Genomic DNA, 25,640 nt, shown 5'->3' with positions numbered 1-25,640 from the left:
ATATCTACCCCTAAATCTATTATGTTTTTTCAATTAACTAATCTAGAATAATTTTAATGTCCCCATATTTAAAGTCAAAGGAACATTCGTGCGATAGTTATCCACAATCGGTTGTGGATATTCCTCAGAAAACCACAATTTACCCAGAAAAGTTATCCACAAGCTCGCAAAAACTGTGAATGTTACAGTTATGTTTCAATTATCCACTGGACTTATTTTTTCTAAAAACCTTGATTTCACAACACTTTTAAAACGAAATTTTCCCAATTATCCACCTGTTGATAAAAGTTATCCTCAATTGTGGAATTGTGGATAACTGTGGAAAACTTCGGGGAAAAACCTGAGTAAAATCAAAATTTATATTTTTTATCCACAAGTTTTCCACATCAAAAAGTTGATTTCTAATTTCGGTTCGGTGGATAACTTTTTTGGCAATTTCAAGTTTAATGATGAAATGTTTTGAAAAATGAAATTTATTTTTAAGAATACTGTAAGTACAAGGCGTATCGCTTGCTTTTGGATGGAATTTGCTCTTTAATTTAAATCTGACAAATTAAATTATGAAAACTGAAATTTTTGAAGTTTTTTATTTGATATAATTTCCAGTAATCTATTTACGTAGGGGGATAACTTTATTTTTAAGAAATTTAAAAAAATTCTACCCTGGCAGTTTTTAATTTTAGTGATTCTATTATTAGTTTTCTTAGGCAAGCAATCTTCAATTTTTCGATCAAAGGCAGAAGATGCAAACACTATAACTAAATTAGCGCAGGTACAAACAAATTTAAATAATCAATTAACTAGTAATTATTCTTTTGCCCCATCTTTAGCTAGCAATTCTCAAGTTACTTCCACTAACGATAATTCTAGGATAAATACTAACACTTTTCAGTTTTATCCTAACGATAACGGTGAAATTTCTGGAGAAATTAAATATACTTATGCCGGGATTACTTCCGACGGCCAAGTACTTGATGTAGTCTTGAAATTTTCGGCTCAAAACGCGACGAAAATAACTATTGCTCCGATCGGTCAAGTTACTCTTAGTGGCAAAATGGCACAATCTCAGCTAAAATTGCAATTTTTCCTTCATGGCACGAAAACTCCGGTGGCTCTTGATGGGCATTTTACGATTGATCAGTTAACGCCCAATGAAGAATTTGGACTAAAACTTAACCAGATTAAACAAATTTATAGTCGTTCGGATTCTTTAGTTCAAACAATTTCGGGTCAAGATTATACTGTTTTTAAAGTTAATGAAGAAAATATTAACAATCAATTTACAGTAATTTATGATCAGCAATCTGAATTAGATTATTCTTTAAATAATGCTGGATCTGAGGACAGCAAAATTAATTTGAGTAGTGCTTCACTGGTTGATATTTCTTTGCCCGAAGCAAAAATGGCAGGAATTGATCAAAGTATAGCGCCATCTTTAGATCATGCAGCTGAAGTCAAGCCTTTATATTTAATACAACAAAATATTGTGAGCAAAGATGCGGGTTATTTGGGTTGGAATCAAATTGATGATGAATTGGATCCGATTTGGGTTGTAAATCCAAAGGATATCGAGATCACTAATGAATTACAACAAGATGTGACAACTCTTTTTCAAGTGATGATTAAGGGACATCATTTAACAATTGATGCAACCTCGAATGCGCTTAAAAGCGCAGATTATTATGGTCACACATATTCATTTCTGATTAAGGGGCGGCCAAATTATGAACTAGCAGCAAAAAGTGAGCAAGATTACGTGAAGCTTGGAGCGGTTAATAGTGCTGAAATTACATTGAAGACTTCAACTGATACGATTTCGCAAACAACCAATTCTGCTACCAATCAAGCAACATTTTCGATTCCTAAAATAACATTAGATCAGACTACTATTTATCAAGGGATGAAAGAGTTTAGTGGTGAAACAAACGAACCACGGGATCTTGATTTGAAGATAACTTATACCGATTATGATGGGAAAATTCATGAACAGGAACCCTTAGATATAACTTATAACGATTCTTTATCGCAGGGGGAATTGGTAAATTTCAGCACTGATCAAAACCAAAAGTGGAAAGCCACAATTCCAACTGATCTAAATGCTCAAGCAGCTCCCGTTAAAGTGACCATCGGGGATCAGAGTGGCTATCGTAAGGACTACATGCTGCGCGACGGAACTTGGTGGGATTATAATTCGACAACAAAAGTGTTGACGATTCACCCGCATGAGTTGAATTTTGATGTTGATAAACAACCTCATGTCGGTACTGATCTGAATGGAACTTTTTGGCCATGGACTTATGGGAGTCGAGCAACTGCCGATAAACCGTATTATGCCGAGAAAATAGTCATTGAGCCAGGGGTTACGGCAAAAGATAATCTTGAAATGCTTTTTTATAGTATGCCGTATGTAAAAAGTATTGAAGGATTAGAAAATCTTGATACAAGCTCCGTTACATCGATGTATTGCATTTTTCATACCTTGGGTACTTACTCAGGTGGACTGGATTTGAACTTAAGCAATCTGAATACTAGTAATGTTACTGACTTCAGAAGTATGTTTTATAACTGTGGAGCGACGACTTTAGATTTAAGTCATCTTGATACCAGTAACGGCACTGATATGAGCAGTATGTTTGGTGCCTCTAAAGCAACTACTTTAGATGTTACACCACTTAACACTAGTAAAGTTACTAAAATGCACAGTATGTTTCGTGATTGTAAGGCAACTACAATTGATTTAAGTAATTTAGACACGAGCCAAGTTACGGATATGTCGTACATGTTTTTTGGAAGTACGAGTTTAACTAGTTTGGATTTAAGCCACTTTAATACTTCCAAAGTTACTGCCATGACCTATATGTTTTCCCAAGTTAATTTATCTGCACTTGATTTGAGTAATTTTGATACGGGTAATGTTACCAATATGAGTGGGATGTTTAGCTCTTGTAAGCAATTAACTTCACTCAATCTCGATAATTTTAATACCAGTAATGTGACTACGATGGTTAGCATGTTTTTGGACTGTGCCAAGTTACAAGATTTCGATTTTCTCACAAACTTAGATACCCATAATGTGACTAGCATGTACTCGATGTTTAACGGTTGCAAATTACTAGACGGGGTTGATTTTAGTACTTTACCAAAGTTTAATACCAGTAAGGTTCTTCTCATGAATTTTATGTTTGCTAACAGTGGGATTAGTTCGAAAACAAAAATTGGGAGTTTTGACACTAGCAGTGTTCAAGGTATGGATTACATGTTTAACAATTGTTTGAAACTAGATACAATTGATGTTGGAAGTTGGAACACGAGCCAAGTCACTAGCGTCTTTTATATGTTTGCAGGGTGTACTGCTTTAACTACGCTCGATGTTAGCGATTGGGTCACAAGCAATATAACGAAAGCTTCGTATATGTTTTATAACTGCAATAAATTAACACATCTGGACGTTAGTAACTGGAATACTGGCAAAATCAACACTATGGAAAGCATGTTTGTATATTGTCGAAGTTTAAATAACTTAGATGTTAGCAAATGGAATACAGGTAGTGTTACTACAATGCAAGGTATGTTTTATGGTTGTACCAATATCAATAACCTTGATGTTGCACTTTGGGACACCGCTAAAGTTACTACTATGATGTCTATGTTTAATAGCTGTACTAGTTTAACAAATTTGAACTCCGATAATTGGAATGTCACTAGTGTTCAAACTATGCAAGATATGTTTAGAAGTTGTACTGCTTTAACAAAAGTAGGTGCCACTGGTTGGGTTCCAATGAAGGTTACGAATATGAACGGAATGTTCTTTGGTTGTACTGCTTTGTCTGAGATAAACTTAAGTAGCTGGGATGTAGGCAATGTTTTGGACATGGGTAATATGTTTAATAATTGCAGCTCGTTAACTAATTTAGATTCTCTACAGAATTGGAATGTTAGTAAAGTTAAAACTTTTGGTGGAATGTTTTCTCGTTGTGGGATAATAACACTTGATTTGAGAAATTGGAATACAATTAGTGTTACATATATTTCGTCGATGTTTTTTAATTGTGCATCATTAACAAATTTAAACGTTTCTACTTGGACTACTTCAAATATTACTGAAATGACTAGTGCATTTCAAAACTGTTACTCTTTAACCAGTTTAGATGTACATAATTGGGACGTCAGCAAAGTAACAGGTTTTCGTGGATTGTTCAGTTACTGCAGTAGTTTAACTGAGCTTGATCTTAGTAACTGGAATTCCATCAGTTCAAAGAGCACATATGGCATGTTTCAAGGATGTTCTTCGTTAACTAACCTAAACATTAGTAATCTTAAGACCTCAAACGTGACTGATATGAGTTACATGTTTAGTGGTTGTAGGTCACTTTCTAATCTTGACGTTAGCGATTTCGATACTTCTAAGGTGATTCAAACTACTTCCATGTTTCAAAATTGTGCTTCGCTTTTAAGTCTTGATCTAAATGGCTGGGATACAAGTAGTTTAGGTAGTATTATTTCTGCAATGACGTATGGTAACATGAAAGATATGTTTAATGGCTGTACTTCGTTAGCTACCCTTGATTTAAGTACTTTCGATACTTCTAAATTAAATGCAGTCCAAGGGAACGGGAACACACCTTTGTCATTGATGATGAACTCTTTTAAAGATACCCCGAATCTTTGGAAGATTGTCCTTGGTCCAAATGCTAAATTTCCAAGTTCGACGTTATATCAAAGCATTGGCATAAAAAATCCAATTTTAGGGACGAAAATATATGATCCATTGAATCCAACAGGTAATTACTATGCAACAGATTCTTTATGGCAAGAAGTGGGAACGGGATCTGATCATGGGCCAAACGGTGCTACAAAAACGGCAGAGGATATTATTAAAGATAGTCAACTTACGCGCACTCAACCGACAACCTACGTCTGGTATCAAGTTGGAAAGCTTGGTTTTACAGTTTCTCCTCAAGTTGATTTGGGAACTCATAAATCACCTGTCAACAATAAAGAATTTCAAAGTGAATTACAAAGTCTTGATATTACCGATAGTCGTAATTTAAGAGATGGTAAGCAGTGGCAAATAAACGTCAGCGCCAGCGATCTAACTAAATCGGATGATCCAACCAAAAAGGTTTCAGGTAATCCACTTTATATTAAAAGTGATGTTGGAGTTTATCAATTATCAGCAACAGCAACTAACGTTTATACAGGGACCAGTGTGGGAGTTGGTTTTCAAGATGAGTGGACTAAAGATTGGAATTTAATGTTTAAAGCACCTGCAAGTTCAATTCCGGCAGAAGGCACCTATCAAGGCCAGATAATTTTCACTTTAGTTGATACAACCCCTTAATATATTTCCTTGGCAAAATTAGCCAAGGTTTTTTATTTCCCAGGAAATATTATTCAAAAAAATCGCGCTTAATTTAATCAGCGCGATTTTTTTGAGTAAGATTAAAAAGTATTTCCCGGGAAATCACCGAAAGCGTTTTCGATACTTAGAGATAACAAAAGATCGGCACGACGATTGTACCGATCTTCATTAGGGGAGAAATTATGAAAAATTCATGTAGTAGTTAGCCAAGAAATAGCTAATCCTTGCTACAGTGTTACAGTGTAGCTTTTATCTATGAAGAATTTTTATCCTATTATCGATAAATCATTTCATTTTCTTTGAAAAATTTATCATAGAACTTTTCTTACAACTAATCGTTGCTACGGTTACCTATTGTATACTATATCTGTCAATAACACAACCTTTTTTAACCGGAAATTTTATATCCGACACCCCAGACAGTTTCAATGATTTTATTCTCCCCGGTCTGAGCTTCAATCTTGTCGCGTAAATGTGAAACGTGAACCATGACTGTTTTAGGGGAGAGGACGGTATCTTCTTTCCAAACTCGTTTAAAAATTTCGTCTGCTGAGAATACTCGATTCAAATTTGTTGCTAAAAGATATAAAATTTCGAATTCCATTGCGGTTAGTGAAATTGATTTTCCTTCGGGAGTTTTCACAGTGTGAGAATCATAATTAATGATTAAAGAGCCAATATCAACGACATCAGGATGATCGTCGGTAATTTGATTTTTGGCCCGCCGAATCAACGATTTAACCCGCGCCATTACTTCAAGGGGGTTAAAAGGCTTAGAGACATAGTCGTCAGCTCCGATGATTAAACCCTTAATCTTATCAGAGTCGGCCGAGCGGGCTGAAACGACTAAGATGGGAATATTGCTGTCTTTTCGAATTTTACGGATCACTTCTGTACCATCGAGCTCCGGTAGCATCATATCGAGGATCATTAAACTCGCTTCCGGGTGGGTCTTTACTTTATCAACTGCTTGGGCCCCGTTTGTGACTGGTATTGTCCGATACCCCTCGCGCTTTGCGTAGATCTCCAGTAATTCAAGAATTTCTGGGTCGTCGTCAACAATGATTAAGGTCTGTTTTTCGTTTTTTTCGCTCATTACAAAGCCTATTTGTTGAAGTTTTTGGCCTTCAACAAAGTTACCCTTTCTAAGTTTTTTTACGCCTTACCCCTGATTTTAGTCAGAGAATACATTTAATATACAAAATTTAGTCAACAAATGAAAGCAATTGCGAGTATAATTAAGATATTTATAATTTTGAGGAAATTCAATGACTGATTTTTATTTTGTAAGACACGGGCAAACCTTCGCTAATGCTGGGGGTTTGCTCCAAGGAACGAGTGACGGAGAAGAAACTTATTTAAATGCTGCAGGCAAGCAGCAGGCGCGAGAATTAAGAGAAAAAATGGATTTGTCTTTTGCTGATCGATTTGTGATTAGCCCACTTCAAAGGACGCAGCAAACAACTGAAATTTTAAATGTTGAACTGCAGCGGCCGGTGGCTGTTGATGAGCGCTTGAAAGAAATTTCTTATGGTGCTTGGGATGGCCAAGAGAAGAAAAAATTGCGTGAGTCAGCGCCTGAAGCCTTTGAAACAGAGTTTGATGAGGTTAGTCCAGATTACGTTAAATTTGCTAATGACGGTGAGCCTTTTGATTCGGTTGTTAAGCGCGTGGGCGAATTCTTAGCTGATACTTCAGAACTTTATCCAGATGACTCGATCGTAGTTGTGACCCATGGCTTTACGATTAAGGCTGCGGCAATCAATGTTTTAAGCTTAAAAGACTACTTGATTTTGCCTGAACCAGATAATTTAAGGGTAACTTTGATTAAAGTTCGAACACGTCATGCTTATTTGAGCTATTATAACCGCTAAAAAGATTGCGTTTGATCCGTAAAAAGTGTAAAATTGTTTATTATTGTGAAATAAATAGGAGGAATATTATGACTACAAAAAGAACTTTTCAGCCAAAGAAAAAGCATCGTGCTCGTGTTCATGGGTTTATGAAACGCATGCATACAAAGAACGGACGTAAAGTATTAGCTCGCCGTCGCGCAAAGGGCCGTAAAGCTTTGGCAGCATAATGAAGCCACTGAATTACAGTGGTTTTTTTAATCAGAAAGCCGATTATTCTAAGTAATGGCACTCAAAAAATCATATCGGATTAAAAAAGAAAACGAATTTCAGCAGGTCTATGCTTCCAAAAATAGCGTTGCCAATCGTTATTTTGTCGTTTATCGAATCGATAAAGAGGGACAAAAACATTTTCGGGTTGGGGTTTCAGTTGGTAAGCGGATCTCAAAGCTTTCGGTTGATCGCAATCGAATTAAAAGATATATCACACAAGTTATTTATGCTCACCGCGAAACGATTGAACCGGCAACCGATTTAATTGTGATTGCGCGAAAGAACGCATTGGAGCTAGATCTAGCTGGAGTTGAAAAGAATTTGTTGCATTGTTTGCATTTGGCGCAAGTGATTAGTCAGCAAGAGGAGAATGATTAAATGTTATACGCGCTTCGTTATTTCGGGGAACGCAAGAAGAAGATTCTGACAGGTCTAAGTCTGATTGGCCTTATGGCTTTTTTGACGGCTTGTTCGAATCAGCCAATTACCAGCTCTAGTACGGGTTTTTGGGATCGCTATATTGTTTATAACTTTTCCCTGTTAATCGTTTGGCTGTCGAAAGTATTTGGCGGTAATTACGGCGTCGGCATTATCATTTTCACCTTCTTGATTAATGTTATTATTGCACCTTTAAGAATTTGGCAGTCGAAGATGATGAATAAGCAGCTTGAGCTGCAGCCGGAAATTGATGCACTAAAGAAGAAATATCCGGGAACTGATACTGCTTCGCGTCAAGCGATCCAAGAAGAAACTCAGAAAATTTATTCGGCTCATAATGTTAATCCGATGGCCGGTTGTTTGCCAGTTTTGGTTCAGTTGCCGTTTATGTTCGCCTTAGCCCAGGCAATTTATCGTTCTCCGAGTCTCCAGCAAGGAACTTTGCTTTGGATGAATTTATCTAAGCCAGATCCATTTTTTGTTCTGCCGCTTTTGGCTGCTATTTTCACCTTTATTTCCAGTTGGCTCTCGTTTTATTCTCAGCCGACAATGAATGGATCAAACAAAGTTATGTTAATTGTGATGCCAGTCTTTATATTCATCTCAGCGATGGGATTGGCGTCGGCAATTTCGGTTTACTGGGTTGCCAGTAATTTGTTTATGGTTTTGCAGACTTTATTGTTCCAAAATCCGTTTAAGATTAGAAAAGCGCGGCAGGAAAAAGAGCTCAAAAAGAAGCGACTTGAGCGTGAGTTAGAGAAAGCCAAGCGGGGACAAGGAAAATATCGTCACGGAAAGAAGAAAAAATAAGGATAATTCGGTTCTAGAGGGGGAAATTGTTTGGAAGCGAAAATTTTTCAGGGGAAAGATATTGATGAAGCGATCAAGACCGCATGCAAAGACTTGGAAGTCGATCGCGACAAATTGCAAGTTGAAGTAATTGATCCAGGCAAGCGCGGATTTCTGGGCTTTGGTAAGAAGCCAGCGCAAGTGAAAGTGACGTTGTTAAAAGATCTTGTTGCCCATTTCACTAACACGACGCTCAATGTGGATCGGGAAATTGAGCTTGATTTCACCGAACGTGATCGAAGCGGCGCGGAAGTTGTTACTCAAATGCTTGAGGATTTGTTTAAGGAGTCGGGGATCGTTGCAACTGTAAGTTATGAAGTTCAAGGTGATCAGCTTGTTTTTGAGATTGAAAGTGAGCAATATAAAGGTTTGATCATCGGCAAAAAAGGCAGAACTATTAACTCGTTGCAGGCGATTGCGCAATCCATTTTCGCTCATCACGGAGAAAATCGTTTTTACGTGATTTTGGATATTGATAACTACCGCGATGTGCGCGGACAGCAAATTACAATTTGGTTAAATCAAGCAGTTGAGATTGTGCGCAGAAGTGGCAAGAGCTATCGTTTCTCGCCAATGGTTGCAGTCGAGCGACGTTTGATGATTAATCGTTTGGAGCCTTTAAATGATATTACTTTTCGGGTTCGCGGTTCTTATCCACGCAAATATATTGAAATTTCAAAGAGATTAGCTGGTTGACAAGTAAAAATTAATCAGTAAGATAAATATTAAGTAGTCAAAGTGCTTATGGACACGACAAGTGTGCGTTGAGCGCTTTTTTTTGAGGAAAAAAATGAATTTTATGAATGATACAATTGCTGCCATTTCAACGCCGCCGGGGCTTGGAGCAATTTCGATCGTTCGCTTATCGGGAGCGGATGCAATTACGGCGGCAAATGCTCATTTTAAAGGAACGGATCTCACGAAAGTGGCCAGCAACACGATTAATTACGGCCACTTCTTAGCTGATGATCAAGAGATTATCGACGAGGTCATGGTTAGCGTGATGCGCGCACCCAAAACTTATACCAAAGAAGACTTGGTCGAGATCAATTGCCATGGAGGACCTTATGTAACTCAAAAAGTTTTGAGTACCGTGTTGGGTTCGGCAGTTCGCTTAGCTGAACCAGGTGAGTTCACGAAGCGCGCTTTCTTAAATGGCCGGATTGATCTCTCAGAAGCCGAAGCGGTGATGGATCTCATTAATTCGAAGACCAATTTGCAAGAGCGCGCTGCGGTGAAGATTGTTGACGGGGCGCTCTCGAAGATGGTCAAGGATTTGCGCGAAGAGATGATTAAAGTCATTGCTAATGCGGAGGTCAATATCGATTATCCGGAGTACGATGAAGAAGAATTAACGAGGGAGAAAATGGCGCTCGTGACCAAATCAGTTCGCCAGAAATTAAGAAGCGTGATTGATTACAGCGAGAGTGGTCAAGTTCTTAAAACGGGCGTCAAAACTGCGATCATTGGCGCGCCAAATGTTGGTAAATCAAGCCTTTTAAATATGCTGTATCGAGGCGAGCGCGCAATTGTTACTGAAATCCCGGGTACCACGCGTGATACTTTAGAAGAAGAAATCACAATCGGGCAGTTGGTCCTTGATCTAGTCGATACCGCAGGAATTCACCAAACTGAAGATCTAATTGAGAAGCTGGGGATCGAAAAGAGCCACGAAATGATTCAGCTGGCAGATTTAGTATTGCTAGTATTTGATGGATCTAGAGAAATGACGCCAGAAGAGCAGGAACTTTTAGAAGCGACGAAGAACAAGAAGCGCATCATCATTGTTAACAAAAGCGATCTGGCACCAGTCCTTGATCTGTCAGTTGATCATATCAACATTTCTGCGCTTAATGGGACTGGATTCAATGAACTTAAAGAGCAGATTGAATCTCTGTTCTTAAGTGGGATCGAAAACTCAAGTAGTGCAACTTTGCTGGCTAATGCGCGCCAGTTAGGCTTATTAAAATCAACAAATGAGTCTTTAACAAGCGTGTTAACTGGGCTCGCAGAGGAGATGCCGCTTGATTTAGTTTTGATCGATTTTAATGAGGCGTGGAAGTCGCTTGGTGAAATAATTGGCGAAAATGCGCCGGATGAATTAGTGAACGAATTATTCAGCAGATTTTGTTTAGGAAAGTAAAATGACAGAAAAAAATAACGATTTTGGGGTGATTGTCGTCGGAGCTGGGCACGCCGGATGCGAAGCAGCACTTGCTAGCGCGCGCCTTGGAGTATCAACGATGCTTTTGACGATTAATCTTGATTTAGTGGCTTTTATGCCCTGCAATCCATCGATTGGTGGCCCCGCCAAAGGAACGGTGGTGCGCGAAATTGACGCTTTGGGCGGTGAGATGGCCAAGACGATCGACCGCACTTATATTCAGATGCGCATGCTTAATGTCGGTAAAGGTCCGGCGGTGCGCGCGCTAAGAGCCCAGGCTGATAAAGAACTTTATCATCAAGTGATGAAAGAAACTTTGGAGAACACGCCAAATCTGTTGTTAAAACAAGGAATGGCTGATTCTTTAATTGTTGAAAACGGAGTTTGCAAGGGAATTGTGACGAGTACGGGCGTGAGTTATCGCTCTGACGCTGTGATTTTAGCATGCGGAACGGCTGCGCGTGGTCAAATTTTCATTGGCGAGCTGGCTTATTCATCTGGTCCAAACAACTCGATTCCTTCGATCAAATTGATGGAAAATCTTGAAGAATTAGGCTTTGAGATGAAGCGATTTAAAACTGGCACGCCGCCAAGAGTTAACGCAAAAACCGTTGATTTCTCAAAGACAATCGAGCAAAAAGGCGACACTGAGGCACATCATTTTAGCTATTCGACACCTGATAGTGCGTATTTAGCCCACCAAATTTCTTGTTGGATGACTTACACCAATCCGATGACGCATCAGATTATTCGCTCAAATCTTGATCGTTCGCCGATTTATTCGGGCTCAATTTCAGGTGTTGGACCGCGTTATTGTCCTTCAATTGAGACTAAAGTGGTGCGTTTTGCTGATAAAGATCAGCACCAACTTTTCATTGAACCAGAAGGGCGAAATAACAATGAATACTATGTGGGGGATTTTTCGACCTCGATGCCAGAAGATGTCCAGTTAAAGATGCTCCACTCGGTTAAAGGACTTGAGCACGCTCAGATGCTTCGGCCTGGCTATGCGATCGAGTACGATGTGATTGATCCGTGGCAGCTCAAGCACACTCTGGAGACCAAACTAATCGAGAATTTATACAGCGCAGGTCAGACTAACGGGACTTCGGGCTATGAAGAAGCTGCGGGGCAAGGTCTGATCGCGGGAATTAATGCCGCTAGGAAAATTCGCCAGGAGCCAGCGTTTACTTTATTGCGCTCGGAGGCGTATATTGGCGTTTTGATTGATGATTTAGTGACAAAAGGCACTAATGAACCGTATCGTTTATTGACTTCAAGAGCTGAGTACCGATTAATTCTACGACATGACAATGCAGATCTAAGATTAACTGATTATGGTTATGAGATTGGTTTAATTGATGAAGAACATTATCAAGAATTTACAAAACATCGCGATCGAATTGAGAAAGAAGTAAATAGATTAAAAAACACGTATATAAATCCAAGTAAAGAATTGAATGAATATTTAGTTAAAAAGGGATTTTCAGAGTTAAATGATCGGATTTCGGCATTTGCATTATTAAAGCGTCAGCACACAACTTATAAGGCTGTTAGTAAATTTATTGAACCTGCAGCTGATATTAGCAAGCAAGAGATCGAACAAATTGAAATTCAAGCTAAATATGACGGTTACATTAAGAAGGAAGACGTGATGATTGATCGGATGAAACGCATGGAACAAAAGAAGATTCCAACTCAGCTCAATTATGATGATTTGCAGGGATTAGCAACGGAAGCACGTCAGAAACTGAAGAAGATTCGACCAACAACGTTAGCGCAAGCTCAGCGAATTAGTGGCGTTAATCCAGCAGATCTCGCAATTTTATCAGTATATGTCGCCAAAGGGAGGTAACTTGTGGAACGCGATGTTGTTTGTTTAGTTGATGGTAATAAGCATTTGTATGATCGAGGAGCTTATTTATGGACCTTAAGACCTTCGATCGTGAATCGGATTCGCAGGGATTATCCAAAAGCTCGCAACCAGGACTTTATTTGTTTTGAGCATTTGTTGCCTTATCAAGTTGAGATGATTCAATCGATGATGAGATCTGATGAGAAACAAATTGATAAGTTAAACCGCAAACTTACTCGAACGATGGAAGATCAAGAGTATCGAGTTACTGATGTTAATGAGACCCTTAAAGAAACCCAAACATTTGGTCAGAAGATCGCTGATCGGGTAGCAGAGATTGCGGGGAGTTGGGGCTTCATTATCTTCTACATTATTGTACTAGTAGGGTGGATTGTGATTAATGGACTCCATGTGTTTGGGATCACTTTCGATCCTTATCCATTTATCTTGTTAAATCTATTTTTGAGCTGTATTGCTGCTTTGCAAGCACCAGTAATTATGATGAGTCAAAACCGGGCAGCTTATCGTGATCGAATGAGTTCAGAGAATGATTATCACATTAACTTAAAGACGGAAGAGGAGCTAAGAATTCTTCATGCTAAGATGGATCATTTGATGCAACATCAGTTTGACCATAACCTTGAAATTCAAGCGATGATTTTTGAGATTTTGTCAGAGATAAGAATCACTCAGAAGAAGTAGTGCGTGGCACTGCTTTTTTTGTAAAGAAAAAAGATGTTTCACGTGAAACATCTTAGAGAGTTGATTTAATAAAACTGGTAACTTGTTTATGGTACTCACGCGGATCAACCCAGAAAGCCATTGCATGACCAGCATTTGGAACAATCCAGATTTTCTTCGGAGTGGTTATTGCGTTATAATTTTGATACGCCATATATGTTGGAACGTAATCATCATCAGCTCCATGAATAACGAAGATTGGCACCTTTGCTTTCTTAAGCTGCTTAACACTACTAACAGCATCAAAGGAAAAGCCAGTTCGAACTTTGTTGATTTTACTCATCAATCGACGGACAGGTTCAACTGGAAGCTTAGTAACTTTTCGAGCTAGATAGACTAACTCTTCATTTAATGATGAATAACCGCAGTCGTCGATGATTCCCTTAACTTGCGGAGGTAAGTCTTCGCCAGCTAACATTAAAGCAGTTGCGCCTCCCATCGAAACCCCATGAACAAATACTTTGCTTTCAGGTCCAACTCGCTTAATCATCATGTTAAGCCAGGCAAGAGCGTCGTAGTGGTCAAGCCAACCAAAGCTAATGTAGGGATCGCTGGTATCGCCATGCCCGCGGCTGTCAGGCAACAGGACGTTAAATCCCATAAAGTGATACATCTGAGCTAGATTAGCCATCGTCACGCCATTTCCTTTATAACCATGAGAGATAAGGACCGAGAACTTGCTATGATGTTTTGCTGGAACCCAGACCGCATTCAGTTCTTCTTTCTTGTCTTTGGAAACAAGACGCCAGTGTTCAGCATGTTTCTGCTCGTTCAGCCAGTCAATATAGTAGTAATAGTCGTTTGCGTAACCAATAATGTCCTTGCCAGGCTCAGGAACAATGTCGCTGCGGTTAAAGGCATAGGAGTATAATAGACGAGATGCAGAATATAGAGCGCCGCCCACAGCAATCGGGGCTGCGATTAATAGATCTTTAGTAATTTTCTTCATAGGTCTCCTTAAATTTAAAAATGTTTCACGTGAAACCAAAAGGTAGGAATTAATGGTAGAATCAGGAAATTTATTTACAAATAAACAGCCGGAAGAGCCTTTAGCAGCTCGCATGCGGCCACGAAACTTTAATGAGTTTGTCGGACAGGGCAACATTGTTGCTCCCGGAGCGTTCGTCCGTAATCTAATTGAGAAAGATCAGCTCTCTTCTTTAATCTTCTTTGGCCCAGCTGGCACCGGGAAGACCACCTTAGCTTCAATCATTGCTGGAATGACGAAAGCAAGATTCGTCAGCATCTCAGCAGTTGCTAGTGGATTAAAGGAACTTAAGGAAATTGAAACCGAAGCCCAGAAACTTAAATCAACAGGTCAGAAGACCATTCTCTTTATCGACGAAATTCATCGTTTTAATAAGGCTCAGCAGGACGCACTTTTGCCAATCGTAGAAGATGGAACTGTGATCTTGATTGGTGCAACAACTGAGAACCCTTCGTTTGAAATTAACAGCGCCTTGCTTTCTCGCAGTAAAGTGATCGTATTCCAGTTGCTTAACGATCAAGAAGTTAAAGAAATTCTGACGCAAGCAATGACCAGTTCCCGAGGTTACGGTGACCAAAATTTTAAACTAACTGACGAGCAATTGCAAGAACTAGCAGGTGCTGCCAACGGTGATGCCAGAACTGCGTTAAATCTTCTAGAGATGCTTTACACGAATGCCAACCACGAAGGAAATGAAGTGATCGTAACTCCAGAAGTCTTCAATCAAATTTTAAGTGGACGGCAATTGCGCTATGACAAGAATGGCGAAGAGTTCTACAATCTAATTTCGGCCCTTCATAAATCAATGCGTAATAGCGATGATGATGCCGCTCTTTATTGGCTTGCACGCCTCTTAGAAGGAGGAGCTGATCCGCTTTACGTGGCCAGAAGAGTAGTCCGCTTTGCCTCAGAGGATGTCGGTCTTGCTGATAGCAATGCGCTTAATGTGGCAATCAATGCTTTTGAGGCTTGCAAGTTTATTGGAATGCCAGAATGCTCAGTCCATTTATCGCACGCAGTAGTTTACTGTGCATTGAGTCCGAAATCGAATGCCTTGGAGAATGCTTATAACGAGGCGAAGAGCGACGTCAAAGATCACTTCAATGATCCAGTGCCCCTGGCAATTCGCAATGCGCCAACTAAACTAATGAAAGAACTTAATTATGGAGCAGGGTACAAATACGCTCATAATTATGAAGACAAGATCACTGATCTCGATACGTGGCCTGAAACTTTACCGCGGAAAACTTATTTCCGTCCTGGAGATTCAGCAGGGGAGAAAAGGTTTAAAGAAAGAAAAGATTGGATTCGTGCTTGGCATGAGAAACATGATCCACGTGAAACCAAATAAAAAATGCACCGTCAACTGGTGCATTTTTTGCTACTTAATCTCAATGCGTTTTGCATCTCGTTCTGCTGGTTTACGTTTTGGTAAGGTGATATGCAGAACCCCGTCAACGTATTCAGCGGTAATTTCTTCTGGATTAATATCAGGGAAAGTGTAGATTCTTTGGAAGGATCCATACTTGCGCTCGGAGTGAATCACATGTCCTTCTTTATCTTTCTCTTCATTAGTGTGTTCATTGTGGTAGCTAACCTTTAATTCATCATTATGATAATCAAGATGGATCTGTTTCTTATCGACCCCTGGGATATCAACGGCAACAGTGTAGTTATCCTTGGTTTCTTTAACATCAGTCAACATATTATTTACGCTCTTAAAGCCGCGATTAAAGAAGCGATCCCAGTCATCAACGAAGAGTGGATCAAACCAATCATTATTACGAGTTACTAAATCATTTGCCATAATTTCAAAACCCCTTTCTTTTATTTACGAGTCCATTATAGATCTTTTAGCACTCGTGTCAAGAGAGTGCTAAGAAAAAATTATAAAGTTTTTCTTAAGATGGTTGACGGAGAAATTAGCGGCCAGGAATCCCTTTAAATAGTCCATGATTTCGCTTTCTCCGCTGAATTCGGGTTTAACGGTGCCCGCAATCTCAGCAGTCGACTCGCTAAATTTGATAGTCAGGACGCCCTGGAAACTGTTACTTGCACGCTCAACGATTGCGTAGGACAACTGCGCCCCTCGCATTGTCTGCTGCATCTTTAAATGAACCTCTTCGGCACTATAACCAAAGGCCAATAGAACATTTAAAGGTACTGTCGTCAGCCAGTCAAGTTTAAAGTTCGCAGTTAAGAGTGGGTGAAACTTCTCGAAATTTGTCATTAAGTAGAACCTCCTGCGTTAATTCTACCATTAAGGGACTTGCCAATTAGCGGTTCTTTGGCTTATGATGCTGTTATGGAAAAAGAAGAGATGAAAAATTTATACGAAGAACTAGTGGCAAACCGCGAAGCCTATGAGGATAACTTAAAGAAGTATCCAGTTGAAGCGGTTGAACGCATGGTTGATGAACTTGGCGTCTTTGATCGACCAATGGCAAAGGTGCTTGAAATGAGCCAAGATGAGTACGCCGAAAATCTTAGCGACGGAAAATTCTCATTTGATTTCTCGGGTCACCAGGTCAGCGAGTTGTTAGATCGCCTGATTATTAGTCATACTGATGGGTCGGTGCGCGAGGGCAACGTGAGCCTTGCTTATCGCCACGAAGATCCTTATGAGAGTGGTCAATATAACGTCAAGACTGATCTTAATATCGTGCAGTACGGACTTGCGGTCCTCTCAGCTTTAGCAGGAGTGATTCCCGCAGAGGATCTCGCTAAGATCACTTCCCCCGATGCAGCAGTTAGTATCTGGCTAGCGACTGAAGCGATCAAGGAAACCGGTCGTGGTTAAGCCTTATTTAAAATCGGTTGATTTGCGAAAAGACCTCCGCTCGGAGGTCTTATTTTCTGGGGTGAGCCTCGAAATTAGCGTGAAGAGTTGGATCTTAATTACTGGCAGTTCAGCAAGCGGGAAGACGACACTTCTGCGCTTACTATTCGGTGAGGGAAAGCCGAACTTTGGTTACGTCGAGAAACGCAAAAATCTGCGCCGCTTGAAGATTGAACATGAGCTGATTTGTCATAAGAAGACGATTCGCCAAAGCCTCACCACACTGGGGCACAAATTTGGCTTGCGCGGGGAAGCCCGCTCTAAGCGCATCGAAGAACTTGCAGTTAAATTTAACTTTAAGTCCTTCCTTGACCAGAACGTCGCGACGCTCTCCGATAGCATTAAACAACTAGCAAGCCTCGCCCAAGCATTTCTGGTGCCCCTTGATCTGATTGCCTTTGACGAGCCGTTAGTTTATCTCACCCAAGATGAGGTCAAATCATTTCGCTCAGAGCTTAATCGATTCCACGAGCTTGGGGTGGCGATTGTCGTTGTAGCGGCTGATGCCCATCTTTTTGAGCCGGATGCGACGAAGGTGTACGAACTTAGCCATGCCAATTTAAAGCTCATTTATGACCAAGATTTCGTCGATTTGATGCGACCACATTTAATCTTCAAGCGGGAACCTTTCGCCGAGAAATTGCCCGATTATTTGCTGGCAAATTCCTGGGTTCTAAAAGACGACCAGCTGACCTTGGATTTGATCGCCAAACCAGATGAGGTCAACGAAATCGTCTTGGAGCTAATTAAGCGCGGCTACTCATTAAAGTATCTGCGTGAAGAAATCATATAGAAAGGATCAAGATGGATAAAACAGTTACTAAACTGCGCCGGGGGCAGCATTACACCTCGGTTGAAAGCTTCTTCTCAATTATCTCAACTTCCAAAATCCGCCTGACCCGTTCAGAGTTCTTAAACGATCCGACCGATACCCGGATCTCTAATATCTTTATCTCGAAATTCACGAAAATTCACCGCCACGATATTGCCAAAACGGTTAGACAGATCGGGGGCAGTCAATCTCAGGCGCTAGAAGAAATCTATCAGAAGGCGCCAATTGAGAAATACCTGCGCTTCATTCTAAATCACGTCAATATGTACGTAATGGCATTGACTCGTGATAGCGATTCGATCCCAATGTGGAATTATTACGGGCGGGGCGGAATGGAGCTGTCGCTTGATATCCCAGGACTAGTGGCAGATTTGTCATCGTCGCTTGATGCGAAGAATAAAGCTTACATTGGATTGACTGACGTGACTTACGTCAATGAACAAATGGATCTTTCTAACATGGAGTTGCCGCAGCGCCTGGGCAATTTCTTCTTGCGGACGGCGAAGCACCCCGACATCTTCAGCCGCCACGAATCGTTTCTTAAGAATAATCACTTCGACACGTCGGTCTTTGATCTAACAAACGTCGGGCAGTACACGACTTACTTCATCACGAGCTATATCTATAGCTTAAGATTCCTGCTGGTCAGCGCCCAGACGATCAAACCGGAGATGACGCCAGAGGAAATCTTCCGCACCGTTTACAATAACGACCTTTACATTAAGGAGAAATACGCCTGGAAGTCAGACGTGCTGCTGTTTTTCTTGATGCTCTCGGCGGCACTAAAGAATGACTCGTACCAGTTCGAGCGGGAGATCAGAATCGTCTATTTCAATCCGAGTCTGAACCCGGAGCATTTCATCCCTAGTAAGTACGACGTCAAGATGCTCCAGGGTCAGCAGTACATCCGCCCGTACATCGAGCTGCCAATTCCCAAAATTGCGCAAAATATCCACCAGATTACCTTGTCGCCGCAAACGGAAAACCTGCCGATTGACCACCAGGCTTACTTGGAAGTAATCAAGGACTTCTTACGACAGAACGACTTTGAGAAGATTCAGGTCAACTTCTCGAAAAGGAAAATCCGATGGTAAGAAAGAAATTTAGCTTCTTATTATTTATCTGGGTAGCATTATCTCTTAGCGCCTGTACAGCGCAAAAACCCGTCACGACTACACTCCAAGATCCAGCAACCTATGAGAAACTGCAGAAGCTTGATTACGAGGGCGAGCAGGTGATCGCAGTTAATGATAATCAGCCCGGATTTACGGAAGATGAGCTGAAGCAGACCGAGCCGTGGGAGAAATACAGCGACCTTGATCAATTGAATCGGGCAGTCGATGCCCAGGCGCTCTTGAATCAGTCGTTGATGCCAACAGCTAAGCGAGAACCTCTGGTCTGGAATCCGACCGGCTGGCACAACAAGAAGATGCCAAACGGCACGTATCTTTACAACCGCAGTCACTTAATTGGCTATCAATTTACCGGGCAGAATAATAATCCAAAGAACTTGATGACCGGCACGGTGAGTTTAAATAATCCGCAGATGTTGGTGATTGAAGATACGATTGCGGCGTATCTCAAAGAGAGCCCGAAGAATTACGTACGCTATGAAGTGCGACCGGTCTATCGGGGCAATGAACTAGTTGCTCGTGGTGTTTGGATGCGGGGACAATCGCTTAATGATCAGCGCATCGTCTTTAATAAATACATCTTCAATGTCCAAAGTGGCATGGAGATCGATTATGCGACGGGCTATAGTAAAGTAGCTGGAGCACCAAGCACTAGCAGCAGTGAAGCTACGGAGAGAATTTGGGGCAATAAGCGCTCCAAAGTTTATCACGTGCCCGGCCAACAAACTTATAATCAACAAAATAGTAACCCTGCCAATCGAATTTGGTTTGACTCGGAAGAGCAAGCACAGCAGGCAGGATACCGCAAAGCAAAGAATTAAAACCCTAATTTTCAAGATTAGGGTTTTTATTTTGTAAGAAATTGAACACATCGCCAGAGTTTTGGTGTATTATTTTAAACGTATAACCTATAAATAAAGGAGTTTATTTTTTATGTCGAAATTAGTTTTGCTCCGCCATGGTCAGAGTCAATGGAATTTAGAGAATCTATTTACTGGCTGGTGGGACGTTGATTTATCCGAAAAGGGAATTGAAGAAGCCAAGAATGCTGGCAAGTTGCTTAAACAAGCAGGAATTCAATTTGATCAAGCTTATACCTCAGTTTTAACTCGGGCAATCCGGACTTTGCACTTCGCACTTGAAGGAAGCGAACAAGTTTGGGTGCCTGAAACAAAATCTTGGCGCTTAAACGAACGCCATTATGGCGATTTGCAGGGCCAAAACAAGCAGGAAGCTGCTGAGAAATGGGGCGACGAACAAGTACATATCTGGCGTCGTTCATATGATGTTTTGCCGCCATTACAACCAACTGATGCGAAATATTCAATCGCTCATGATCGTCGTTATGCCGATCTTGATCCAAAACAAGTTCCACAGGGCGAGAACTTGAAGATTTGTTTGGAGCGGGTAATGCCATTCTGGGAAGATCATATTGCACCTGATCTCTTAAAAGGCAAGAACGTGATTATTGCAGCTCACGGCAACTCACTTCGGGCTTTGACGAAATACTTAGAAAACATTTCAGATGAAGATATCTTGGATCTTGAAATTGCTACGGGTCAACCAATTGTCTATGACTTAGATCAAGACTTGAAAGTTACTCACAAGGAATTGCTGAAATAATTTGCCCAGAAAGGAATTTAATTGGCAGATAATATCATGGATGAGCTTGCTTGGCGGGGAGCCGTCAACCAAGCCACCGACGAAGCAGAACTAAAAAAAATAACGACGGAACGCAAGATCTCCCTTTATGAAGGTGTTGATCCGACCGGTCCGTCACTCCATATTGGACATTTAGTTTCTTTAATGATTTTAAAACGTTTCCAACAATTTGGGCATCAACCTTACATCGTTATCGGTGGTGGAACCGGCTCAATCGGTGATCCATCTGGGCGAAGTGCTGAACGGGTGCTCCAAAGCATGGAGACGATCGAAGCAAACGCTGAGTCTTTGAAGCATCAATTGGAACGCTTCTTTGGCAAGGACGGCTTCGTCTTTGTCAACAATTATGATTGGCTCAGTAAGATTGATCTCTTGGAATTCTTACGTGACTATGCCAAGCAATTCAGCATCAATACGATGATTGCTAAGGATTCAGTGCAGAATCGCCTCGCAAACGGCATCTCTTTCACTGAATTTAGCTATCCGATCTTACAAGCAATTGATTTTCTGAATTTACGGCGTGATCATCACGTTGAGCTTCAGATCGGCGGCGGCGACCAGTGGGGTAATCTCACGGCGGGAGTGGATTTCATTCACCGTCAGATGGGTTCAAGCACCACGGCATTTGCGCTGACTTGTCCGTTAATTGTGCGAGCTGATGGAACGAAATTCGGCAAAACTGCCGATGGGCAGAGCGTCTGGGTCGATCCAGAGAAGACGAGTCCGTATGAGTTCTACCAGTTCTGGTATAACCAGCCGGATGAAGTTGTGGTTAACTACTTGAAATTCTTCACTTTCCTCGATCAAGATGAGATTAAGTACTTAGAACAACAAGTAATAGATCAGCCAGAGAAACGCTCAGCACAGAAAGCTTTAGCCGAGGCAGTTACCACTTTCGTTCACGGCGAAGATTCTACGAAGCAAGCTGAGCGCATCAGTGTTGCGCTCTTCTCCGGCGAATACGGAGATCTCTCAGCTGACGAGATCAAGCAAGCATTGGCTGAGATGCCGCACGTCGAAGTCGCTAACGAGAAAGCAAAAATTGTTGAGTGGCTTGTTGATCTAACGAAGATCGAACCAAGCCGGCGGCAAGCACGGGAAGATCTGAAGAACGGTGCGATTGCAATTAACGGCGAGAAGGTGACCGACGAAGAATTCGTCATCGATCCTGCTGCCAAATACGAAGGTAAATACGTCGTCGTGAAGATCGGTAAGAAGCGCTATTATCTAGCGCATGTGAAATAGAGAAACAAGATTGTAATCTAAGCTTAACAAAAGGCAGAAAGGCTGAGGGGCAAGGGAATTAAAGGTTATCCCTGTTATCTTGCAATTTAGCGCAAATAGATTTGAAGTGAGTATTACAAGGCTCATCTTTGCAATGAATGCCTTTCTGGCTTATAATACATACGTTAGTACACTGAGATTCAGTATACATTTAATTAAATATATTTGAGTCGTTCAGTTTATTAAGGAAATATTTCCTGATAAATATTTAGGAGGAAGAAATTTTGAAGAAATCTTCAAGAATTACAAATACTATTAAGTATTTTGGGATCAGTTCCGCAACACTGCTCGCTGCAGCTCCAGTCGTTGCGCCAACTGTGACAAACGTGCTTGGTTGGTACGGGGCAAACTCTGTATTCTCAACTACAAGCAATGATGTGAAGGCCGGAGTTGAAGAACTCGGTGCTTTCGATCGGACGGGATATTCCGATTATGACAAATTATTCCAAAATGGTGTAAAGATGAGCTTGTCGGGAGATCGCTTTGCTGAACTCCCTGCAATGCAGACGATTACTAGTGATGTAACGTTAGATGACACAGTAACCCCAAAGACGGGTATTGTTGGAGAAAAAGGGGTTAGTTATGCTACTTTAGAAGGTATTCAACAGTTAGCTAAGTATACTGACGGCATAAGTGAAGTTCCTTCAGAAGTTTTTAGAACTAAAGATCCTGCTCCAGGTGTTGATGTTGATGAAGCAGAAGCAAATGTTCATGCTACTTCAGAAGATTTTATGCACTATCTGTTTACAAATACTGATGGAACTACTAGAACGGCAATGGAAGGTCTTTCAAACAATATAACAGAGCCTCTAACCATGCGTGTACCTAATGGTACGTCTGATACTAGTTTTTTTGATATTGGTCTAAGAATAAGTGCAGGTGTTAAGTATCTTTCTAGCTATTTAGATGGCGGTACAGTTAGAGGTATCTTAGGTTCGTCGTTCTTCGGTAACCCAAATAAAGCAACGCTTCAAGTATATATTGATGGTAAGAATGGTGCTGATACTCCTGATTTGACAACTTTACTTCAAGAAGGTGTAATTACCATCACTCTTGTTGCTCGATCTGGAGATTACTATGGTCGGACAGCTCAAGCAAATATCGTATTAAGAAACTCAAACGTGTTATTCAAGGGTGTAAATGCAAAGGAAGTACCTGCTGATACAACTGCCGATGAATTTGGCAGTAAAGATAGCGGCTTTAGTAGAGGTAGTTCAATCTTATCCAATGCTGGAGATTTAGGCAGAGCTTTGCCAACTTTGAGTACAGGAATTGAATTTGATGGTGCATCGGTGGGTCCCTCATCAACTAATAATTTATCTTATATTCCTTATGGTGCTGTTCCGGCACTTCAGACTGGAAATTATAACCCTACCGTAGTACCACAAAAGGAGTTCTTTAGTGGATACTATAGCGATGGAGCTGGAGCATCGCATATGGGTATTAATCCAGAACCTTGGACGGATAAAGATACTTCGTCAGAAAAATATATTGGTGGTTCTGCAGCAGCAGCAGAGCTTGGTCTCACTGAACCAGAAGTTGATGTTAAAAATGAAAACGTTGGCGCTTACGCAACAGGTAGCATCATTGTTCCTAAAGGTACAAAGTATGAAACTATTGTAAACGATCTTAACCAACTTAAATTTAATGGAACACCAAATAGTGAGCAATATAAACAAAATGTTCCAGTAGCAAATCCTACAGCCATGACTTTTGATAACGTAAATGCTCGTCCAAATCATGTTCCTGGTGTTACTTGGGATGGTTTGTTGGAACAAAAGGGAATTTTAAAAAACAATTTCTTTGATTTCAATGGTGGCTCTGGAACCCCAGTTAAAGATCTAAAAAATGCAGTAGTTGGTCGCAGTTTTTCAATCGATGTCCCAGTATATGGCGATATCAAAATTCCAGAAAAGGGCATGACGAATAGCGTGACTGATCCAGATGATGATACGAAAGATATAAAACTATATTCGTCTCCTCGTGATTCAAAGAACTACTTTATTGAAGGTTATGGTTATTCTAAAGAGCGAGTTACTGCTAAAGTAAATGTTATTGTTTACGATAATGATGCTCCTAAATATACAATCGGTACGAAACCTTCATTCTTGTTCTTTAACAAGTCAAATAGTAGTAATGCAATTTACAACACAACTTATGATGATGGAGCTACTTTAAATCAAACTGAATTACCAGGAACTTTGAAACAATCATTGAACTTCTCAGTTAATGATGGTCGTTTCACAACAAATGGTGTGTTTAGTGCCCAGAAACTTGCAAGCTATGTTGAAGAACAGTTTGGTAAATCTGTTGTAAACAAAGAAATCTTGATTTCTGATGAAGATAAAGCAACTTCTAATAAGAGTGTTGATCTTGATAATTTGCCAGGTGATACAGATTATCCTCATGCTGACAAATACACAGTTAGAAGTGATATCAGAGGCAAGAACATTAGTGTTGATGCTTCTAAGGTTGATCTTTCTAAGACTGGTAGCGGCACTTTAACAATTACTTATACCAACAGCAAGAATGAACATGGAATTGGAACAGAAACTTCAACAATTACTGTCCCTTATCAAGTAGGTGTTTCTAGTGATCCAGTATTCTTTTTTGTACATGGCAATACAGAAACAATTCATGCTGGTGACAACTTTGATGCAATGGTCTTCAAGGTAACTAAAGATCAGGATTCAATGAATGAATTAGTTAATTCTGGTAAAGTTTACGATGGTGCTCCATACGTTAACGATCCAACTCGTACTGGTTTGAATGTAACAGTTACTGGTAGTGTTGATACCAATACTCCAGGCAACTATATCTTGACCTATACAGCAACTAACGTTGAAAGTGGTGCAATTGCTACATTTACTAGAAATGTAACTGTATTGGCTAATTCTGATAATGACGCTACTAATGATTACGATGTAAGTGACTTCAAGTCAGTTGGATACATCAACTATGTTCCAGGTTACGGGGTTAACGTTTATAACGCACCAAACGGCACTTTCACTGGTCAGAGATTACAACATGGTACATCTTGGAAGACATTCCACCAAGCAGTATCTAACAAAGACAGTAAAGATGTTTGGTACGAAGTTGGTAAGAACCAATGGGTTAAGGCTGAATATGTTTCAATGACTCCAGTTAGTCATATGACACCACTTAACGCTGTTGGTGAAATTAATTATGTACCAGGCTACAGCGTTAAAGTTTGGGGTAACTGCGATGGCGCTGGCTGGACCGGTAAATATTTGCAACATGGTACTCAATGGAAAGTCTTCGGTGAAGAGAATGGTTACTACAACCTTGGCGGTAACCAATGGGTATCTAAGCAATATATCAACGTGGTTAAATAATTAGGAGGAAT

The 25,640-nt window shown here is 40.5% G+C and carries 21 protein-coding genes; 17 read left to right on the top strand and 4 right to left on the bottom strand.

The genetic code is table 11. The features are described from left to right. Positions 1–682 precede the first annotated feature (682 nt). Positions 683–5,341 (top strand): BspA family leucine-rich repeat surface protein, encoded by a 4,659-nt coding sequence (locus tag R8495_RS11095; RefSeq protein ID WP_317635519.1) that lies wholly within the window; start codon positions 683–685, stop codon positions 5,339–5,341. 409 nt (positions 5,342–5,750) lie between these two features. Here the strand turns inward: R8495_RS11095 and R8495_RS11090 are convergent, their stop codons facing one another. Next, entirely contained in the window at positions 5,751–6,458 is a 708-nt protein-coding gene (locus R8495_RS11090; RefSeq protein ID WP_317635518.1) for a response regulator transcription factor, read from the bottom strand. Positions 6,459–6,630: 172 nt separating this feature from the next. Here R8495_RS11090 and R8495_RS11085 point away from each other — a divergent pair, with 172 nt between their 5' ends. From R8495_RS11085 to R8495_RS11050, 8 genes are all read left to right on the top strand, one after another. Then, positions 6,631–7,236 (top strand): histidine phosphatase family protein, encoded by a 606-nt coding sequence (locus R8495_RS11085; RefSeq protein ID WP_317635517.1) that lies wholly within the window; start codon positions 6,631–6,633, stop codon positions 7,234–7,236. A 68-nt stretch (positions 7,237–7,304) separates the two neighbouring features. Next, on the top strand, positions 7,305–7,445 hold the full coding sequence (gene rpmH, locus R8495_RS11080; RefSeq protein ID WP_317635516.1) for a 50S ribosomal protein L34: 141 nt from the start codon (positions 7,305–7,307) through the stop codon (positions 7,443–7,445). A gap of 55 nt (positions 7,446–7,500) precedes the next feature. Then, entirely contained in the window at positions 7,501–7,866 is a 366-nt protein-coding gene (gene rnpA, locus R8495_RS11075) for a ribonuclease P protein component (RefSeq protein WP_317635515.1), read from the top strand. Next, positions 7,867–8,736: a membrane protein insertase YidC gene (gene yidC / locus R8495_RS11070; RefSeq protein ID WP_317635514.1), complete on the top strand. Its 870-nt coding sequence runs from the start codon at positions 7,867–7,869 to the stop codon at positions 8,734–8,736. Positions 8,737–8,766: 30 nt separating this feature from the next. Then, positions 8,767–9,471, top strand: a complete 705-nt coding sequence (locus R8495_RS11065) for a Jag N-terminal domain-containing protein (RefSeq protein ID WP_317635513.1) — start codon at positions 8,767–8,769, stop codon at positions 9,469–9,471. Between the two features lie 94 nt (positions 9,472–9,565). Further along, the gene (gene mnmE, locus R8495_RS11060; RefSeq protein WP_317635512.1) at positions 9,566–10,918 is read left to right on the top strand and encodes a tRNA uridine-5-carboxymethylaminomethyl(34) synthesis GTPase MnmE; all 1,353 of its coding nucleotides are present in this window, start codon (positions 9,566–9,568) and stop codon (positions 10,916–10,918) included. 1 nt (position 10,919) lies between these two features. Next, positions 10,920–12,794 (top strand): tRNA uridine-5-carboxymethylaminomethyl(34) synthesis enzyme MnmG, encoded by a 1,875-nt coding sequence (mnmG, locus tag R8495_RS11055; RefSeq protein ID WP_317635511.1) that lies wholly within the window; start codon positions 10,920–10,922, stop codon positions 12,792–12,794. 3 nt (positions 12,795–12,797) lie between these two features. Further along, entirely contained in the window at positions 12,798–13,496 is a 699-nt protein-coding gene (locus tag R8495_RS11050) for a DUF1003 domain-containing protein (RefSeq protein WP_317635510.1), read from the top strand. 52 nt (positions 13,497–13,548) lie between these two features. Here the strand turns inward: R8495_RS11050 and R8495_RS11045 are convergent, their stop codons facing one another. Continuing rightward, a complete protein-coding gene (locus R8495_RS11045) occupies positions 13,549–14,484 on the bottom strand; it encodes an alpha/beta hydrolase (protein WP_317635509.1) in 936 nt (311 codons plus the stop codon). Positions 14,485–14,536: 52 nt separating this feature from the next. Here R8495_RS11045 and R8495_RS11040 point away from each other — a divergent pair, with 52 nt between their 5' ends. Next, positions 14,537–15,874, top strand: coding sequence for a replication-associated recombination protein A (locus R8495_RS11040; protein WP_317635508.1), 1,338 nt, complete (start codon positions 14,537–14,539; stop codon positions 15,872–15,874). 30 nt (positions 15,875–15,904) lie between these two features. On the opposite strand, the gene R8495_RS11035 is transcribed toward R8495_RS11040, so the two are convergent. Further along, positions 15,905–16,330 (bottom strand): Hsp20/alpha crystallin family protein, encoded by a 426-nt coding sequence (locus R8495_RS11035; RefSeq protein WP_317635507.1) that lies wholly within the window; start codon positions 16,328–16,330, stop codon positions 15,905–15,907. Between the two features lie 69 nt (positions 16,331–16,399). Then, positions 16,400–16,753 carry a hypothetical protein gene (locus tag R8495_RS11030; protein WP_317635506.1) on the bottom strand — a complete coding sequence of 118 codons (354 nt, stop codon included), beginning with the start codon at positions 16,751–16,753 and terminating at the stop codon, positions 16,400–16,402. Positions 16,754–16,828: 75 nt separating this feature from the next. Between R8495_RS11030 and R8495_RS11025 the strand changes: the two genes are divergently transcribed. The 7 genes from R8495_RS11025 (at position 16,829) to R8495_RS10995 (ending at position 25,629) form a co-directional block, all read left to right on the top strand. Next, positions 16,829–17,323 (top strand): hypothetical protein, encoded by a 495-nt coding sequence (locus R8495_RS11025; protein WP_317635505.1) that lies wholly within the window; start codon positions 16,829–16,831, stop codon positions 17,321–17,323. After that, positions 17,316–18,155, top strand: a complete 840-nt coding sequence (locus R8495_RS11020; protein ID WP_317635504.1) for an ATP-binding cassette domain-containing protein — start codon at positions 17,316–17,318, stop codon at positions 18,153–18,155. The genes R8495_RS11025 and R8495_RS11020 overlap by 8 nt, the downstream gene beginning before the upstream one ends. Positions 18,156–18,166: 11 nt before the next feature. Continuing rightward, the gene (locus R8495_RS11015) at positions 18,167–19,288 is read left to right on the top strand and encodes a hypothetical protein (RefSeq protein WP_317635503.1); all 1,122 of its coding nucleotides are present in this window, start codon (positions 18,167–18,169) and stop codon (positions 19,286–19,288) included. Further along, entirely contained in the window at positions 19,282–20,148 is an 867-nt protein-coding gene (locus R8495_RS11010) for a DNA/RNA non-specific endonuclease (protein WP_317635502.1), read from the top strand. Before R8495_RS11015 ends, R8495_RS11010 begins: the two co-directional genes overlap by 7 nt. A gap of 112 nt (positions 20,149–20,260) precedes the next feature. Then, positions 20,261–20,950: a 2,3-diphosphoglycerate-dependent phosphoglycerate mutase gene (locus R8495_RS11005; RefSeq protein ID WP_317635501.1), complete on the top strand. Its 690-nt coding sequence runs from the start codon at positions 20,261–20,263 to the stop codon at positions 20,948–20,950. Positions 20,951–20,986: 36 nt separating this feature from the next. After that, positions 20,987–22,234: a tyrosine--tRNA ligase gene (gene tyrS, locus R8495_RS11000; protein ID WP_317636637.1), complete on the top strand. Its 1,248-nt coding sequence runs from the start codon at positions 20,987–20,989 to the stop codon at positions 22,232–22,234. Positions 22,235–22,497: 263 nt separating this feature from the next. Beyond that, positions 22,498–25,629: an immunoglobulin-like domain-containing protein gene (locus R8495_RS10995; protein ID WP_317635500.1), complete on the top strand. Its 3,132-nt coding sequence runs from the start codon at positions 22,498–22,500 to the stop codon at positions 25,627–25,629. Positions 25,630–25,640: the final 11 nt, after the last annotated feature.

The organism is Xylocopilactobacillus apicola (genome assembly GCF_033095985.1).
In the GTDB taxonomy this organism is placed as follows: Bacteria; Bacillota; Bacilli; order Lactobacillales; family Lactobacillaceae; genus Xylocopilactobacillus; species Xylocopilactobacillus apicola.
This window is presented reverse-complemented; position numbering and strand designations above follow the sequence as displayed.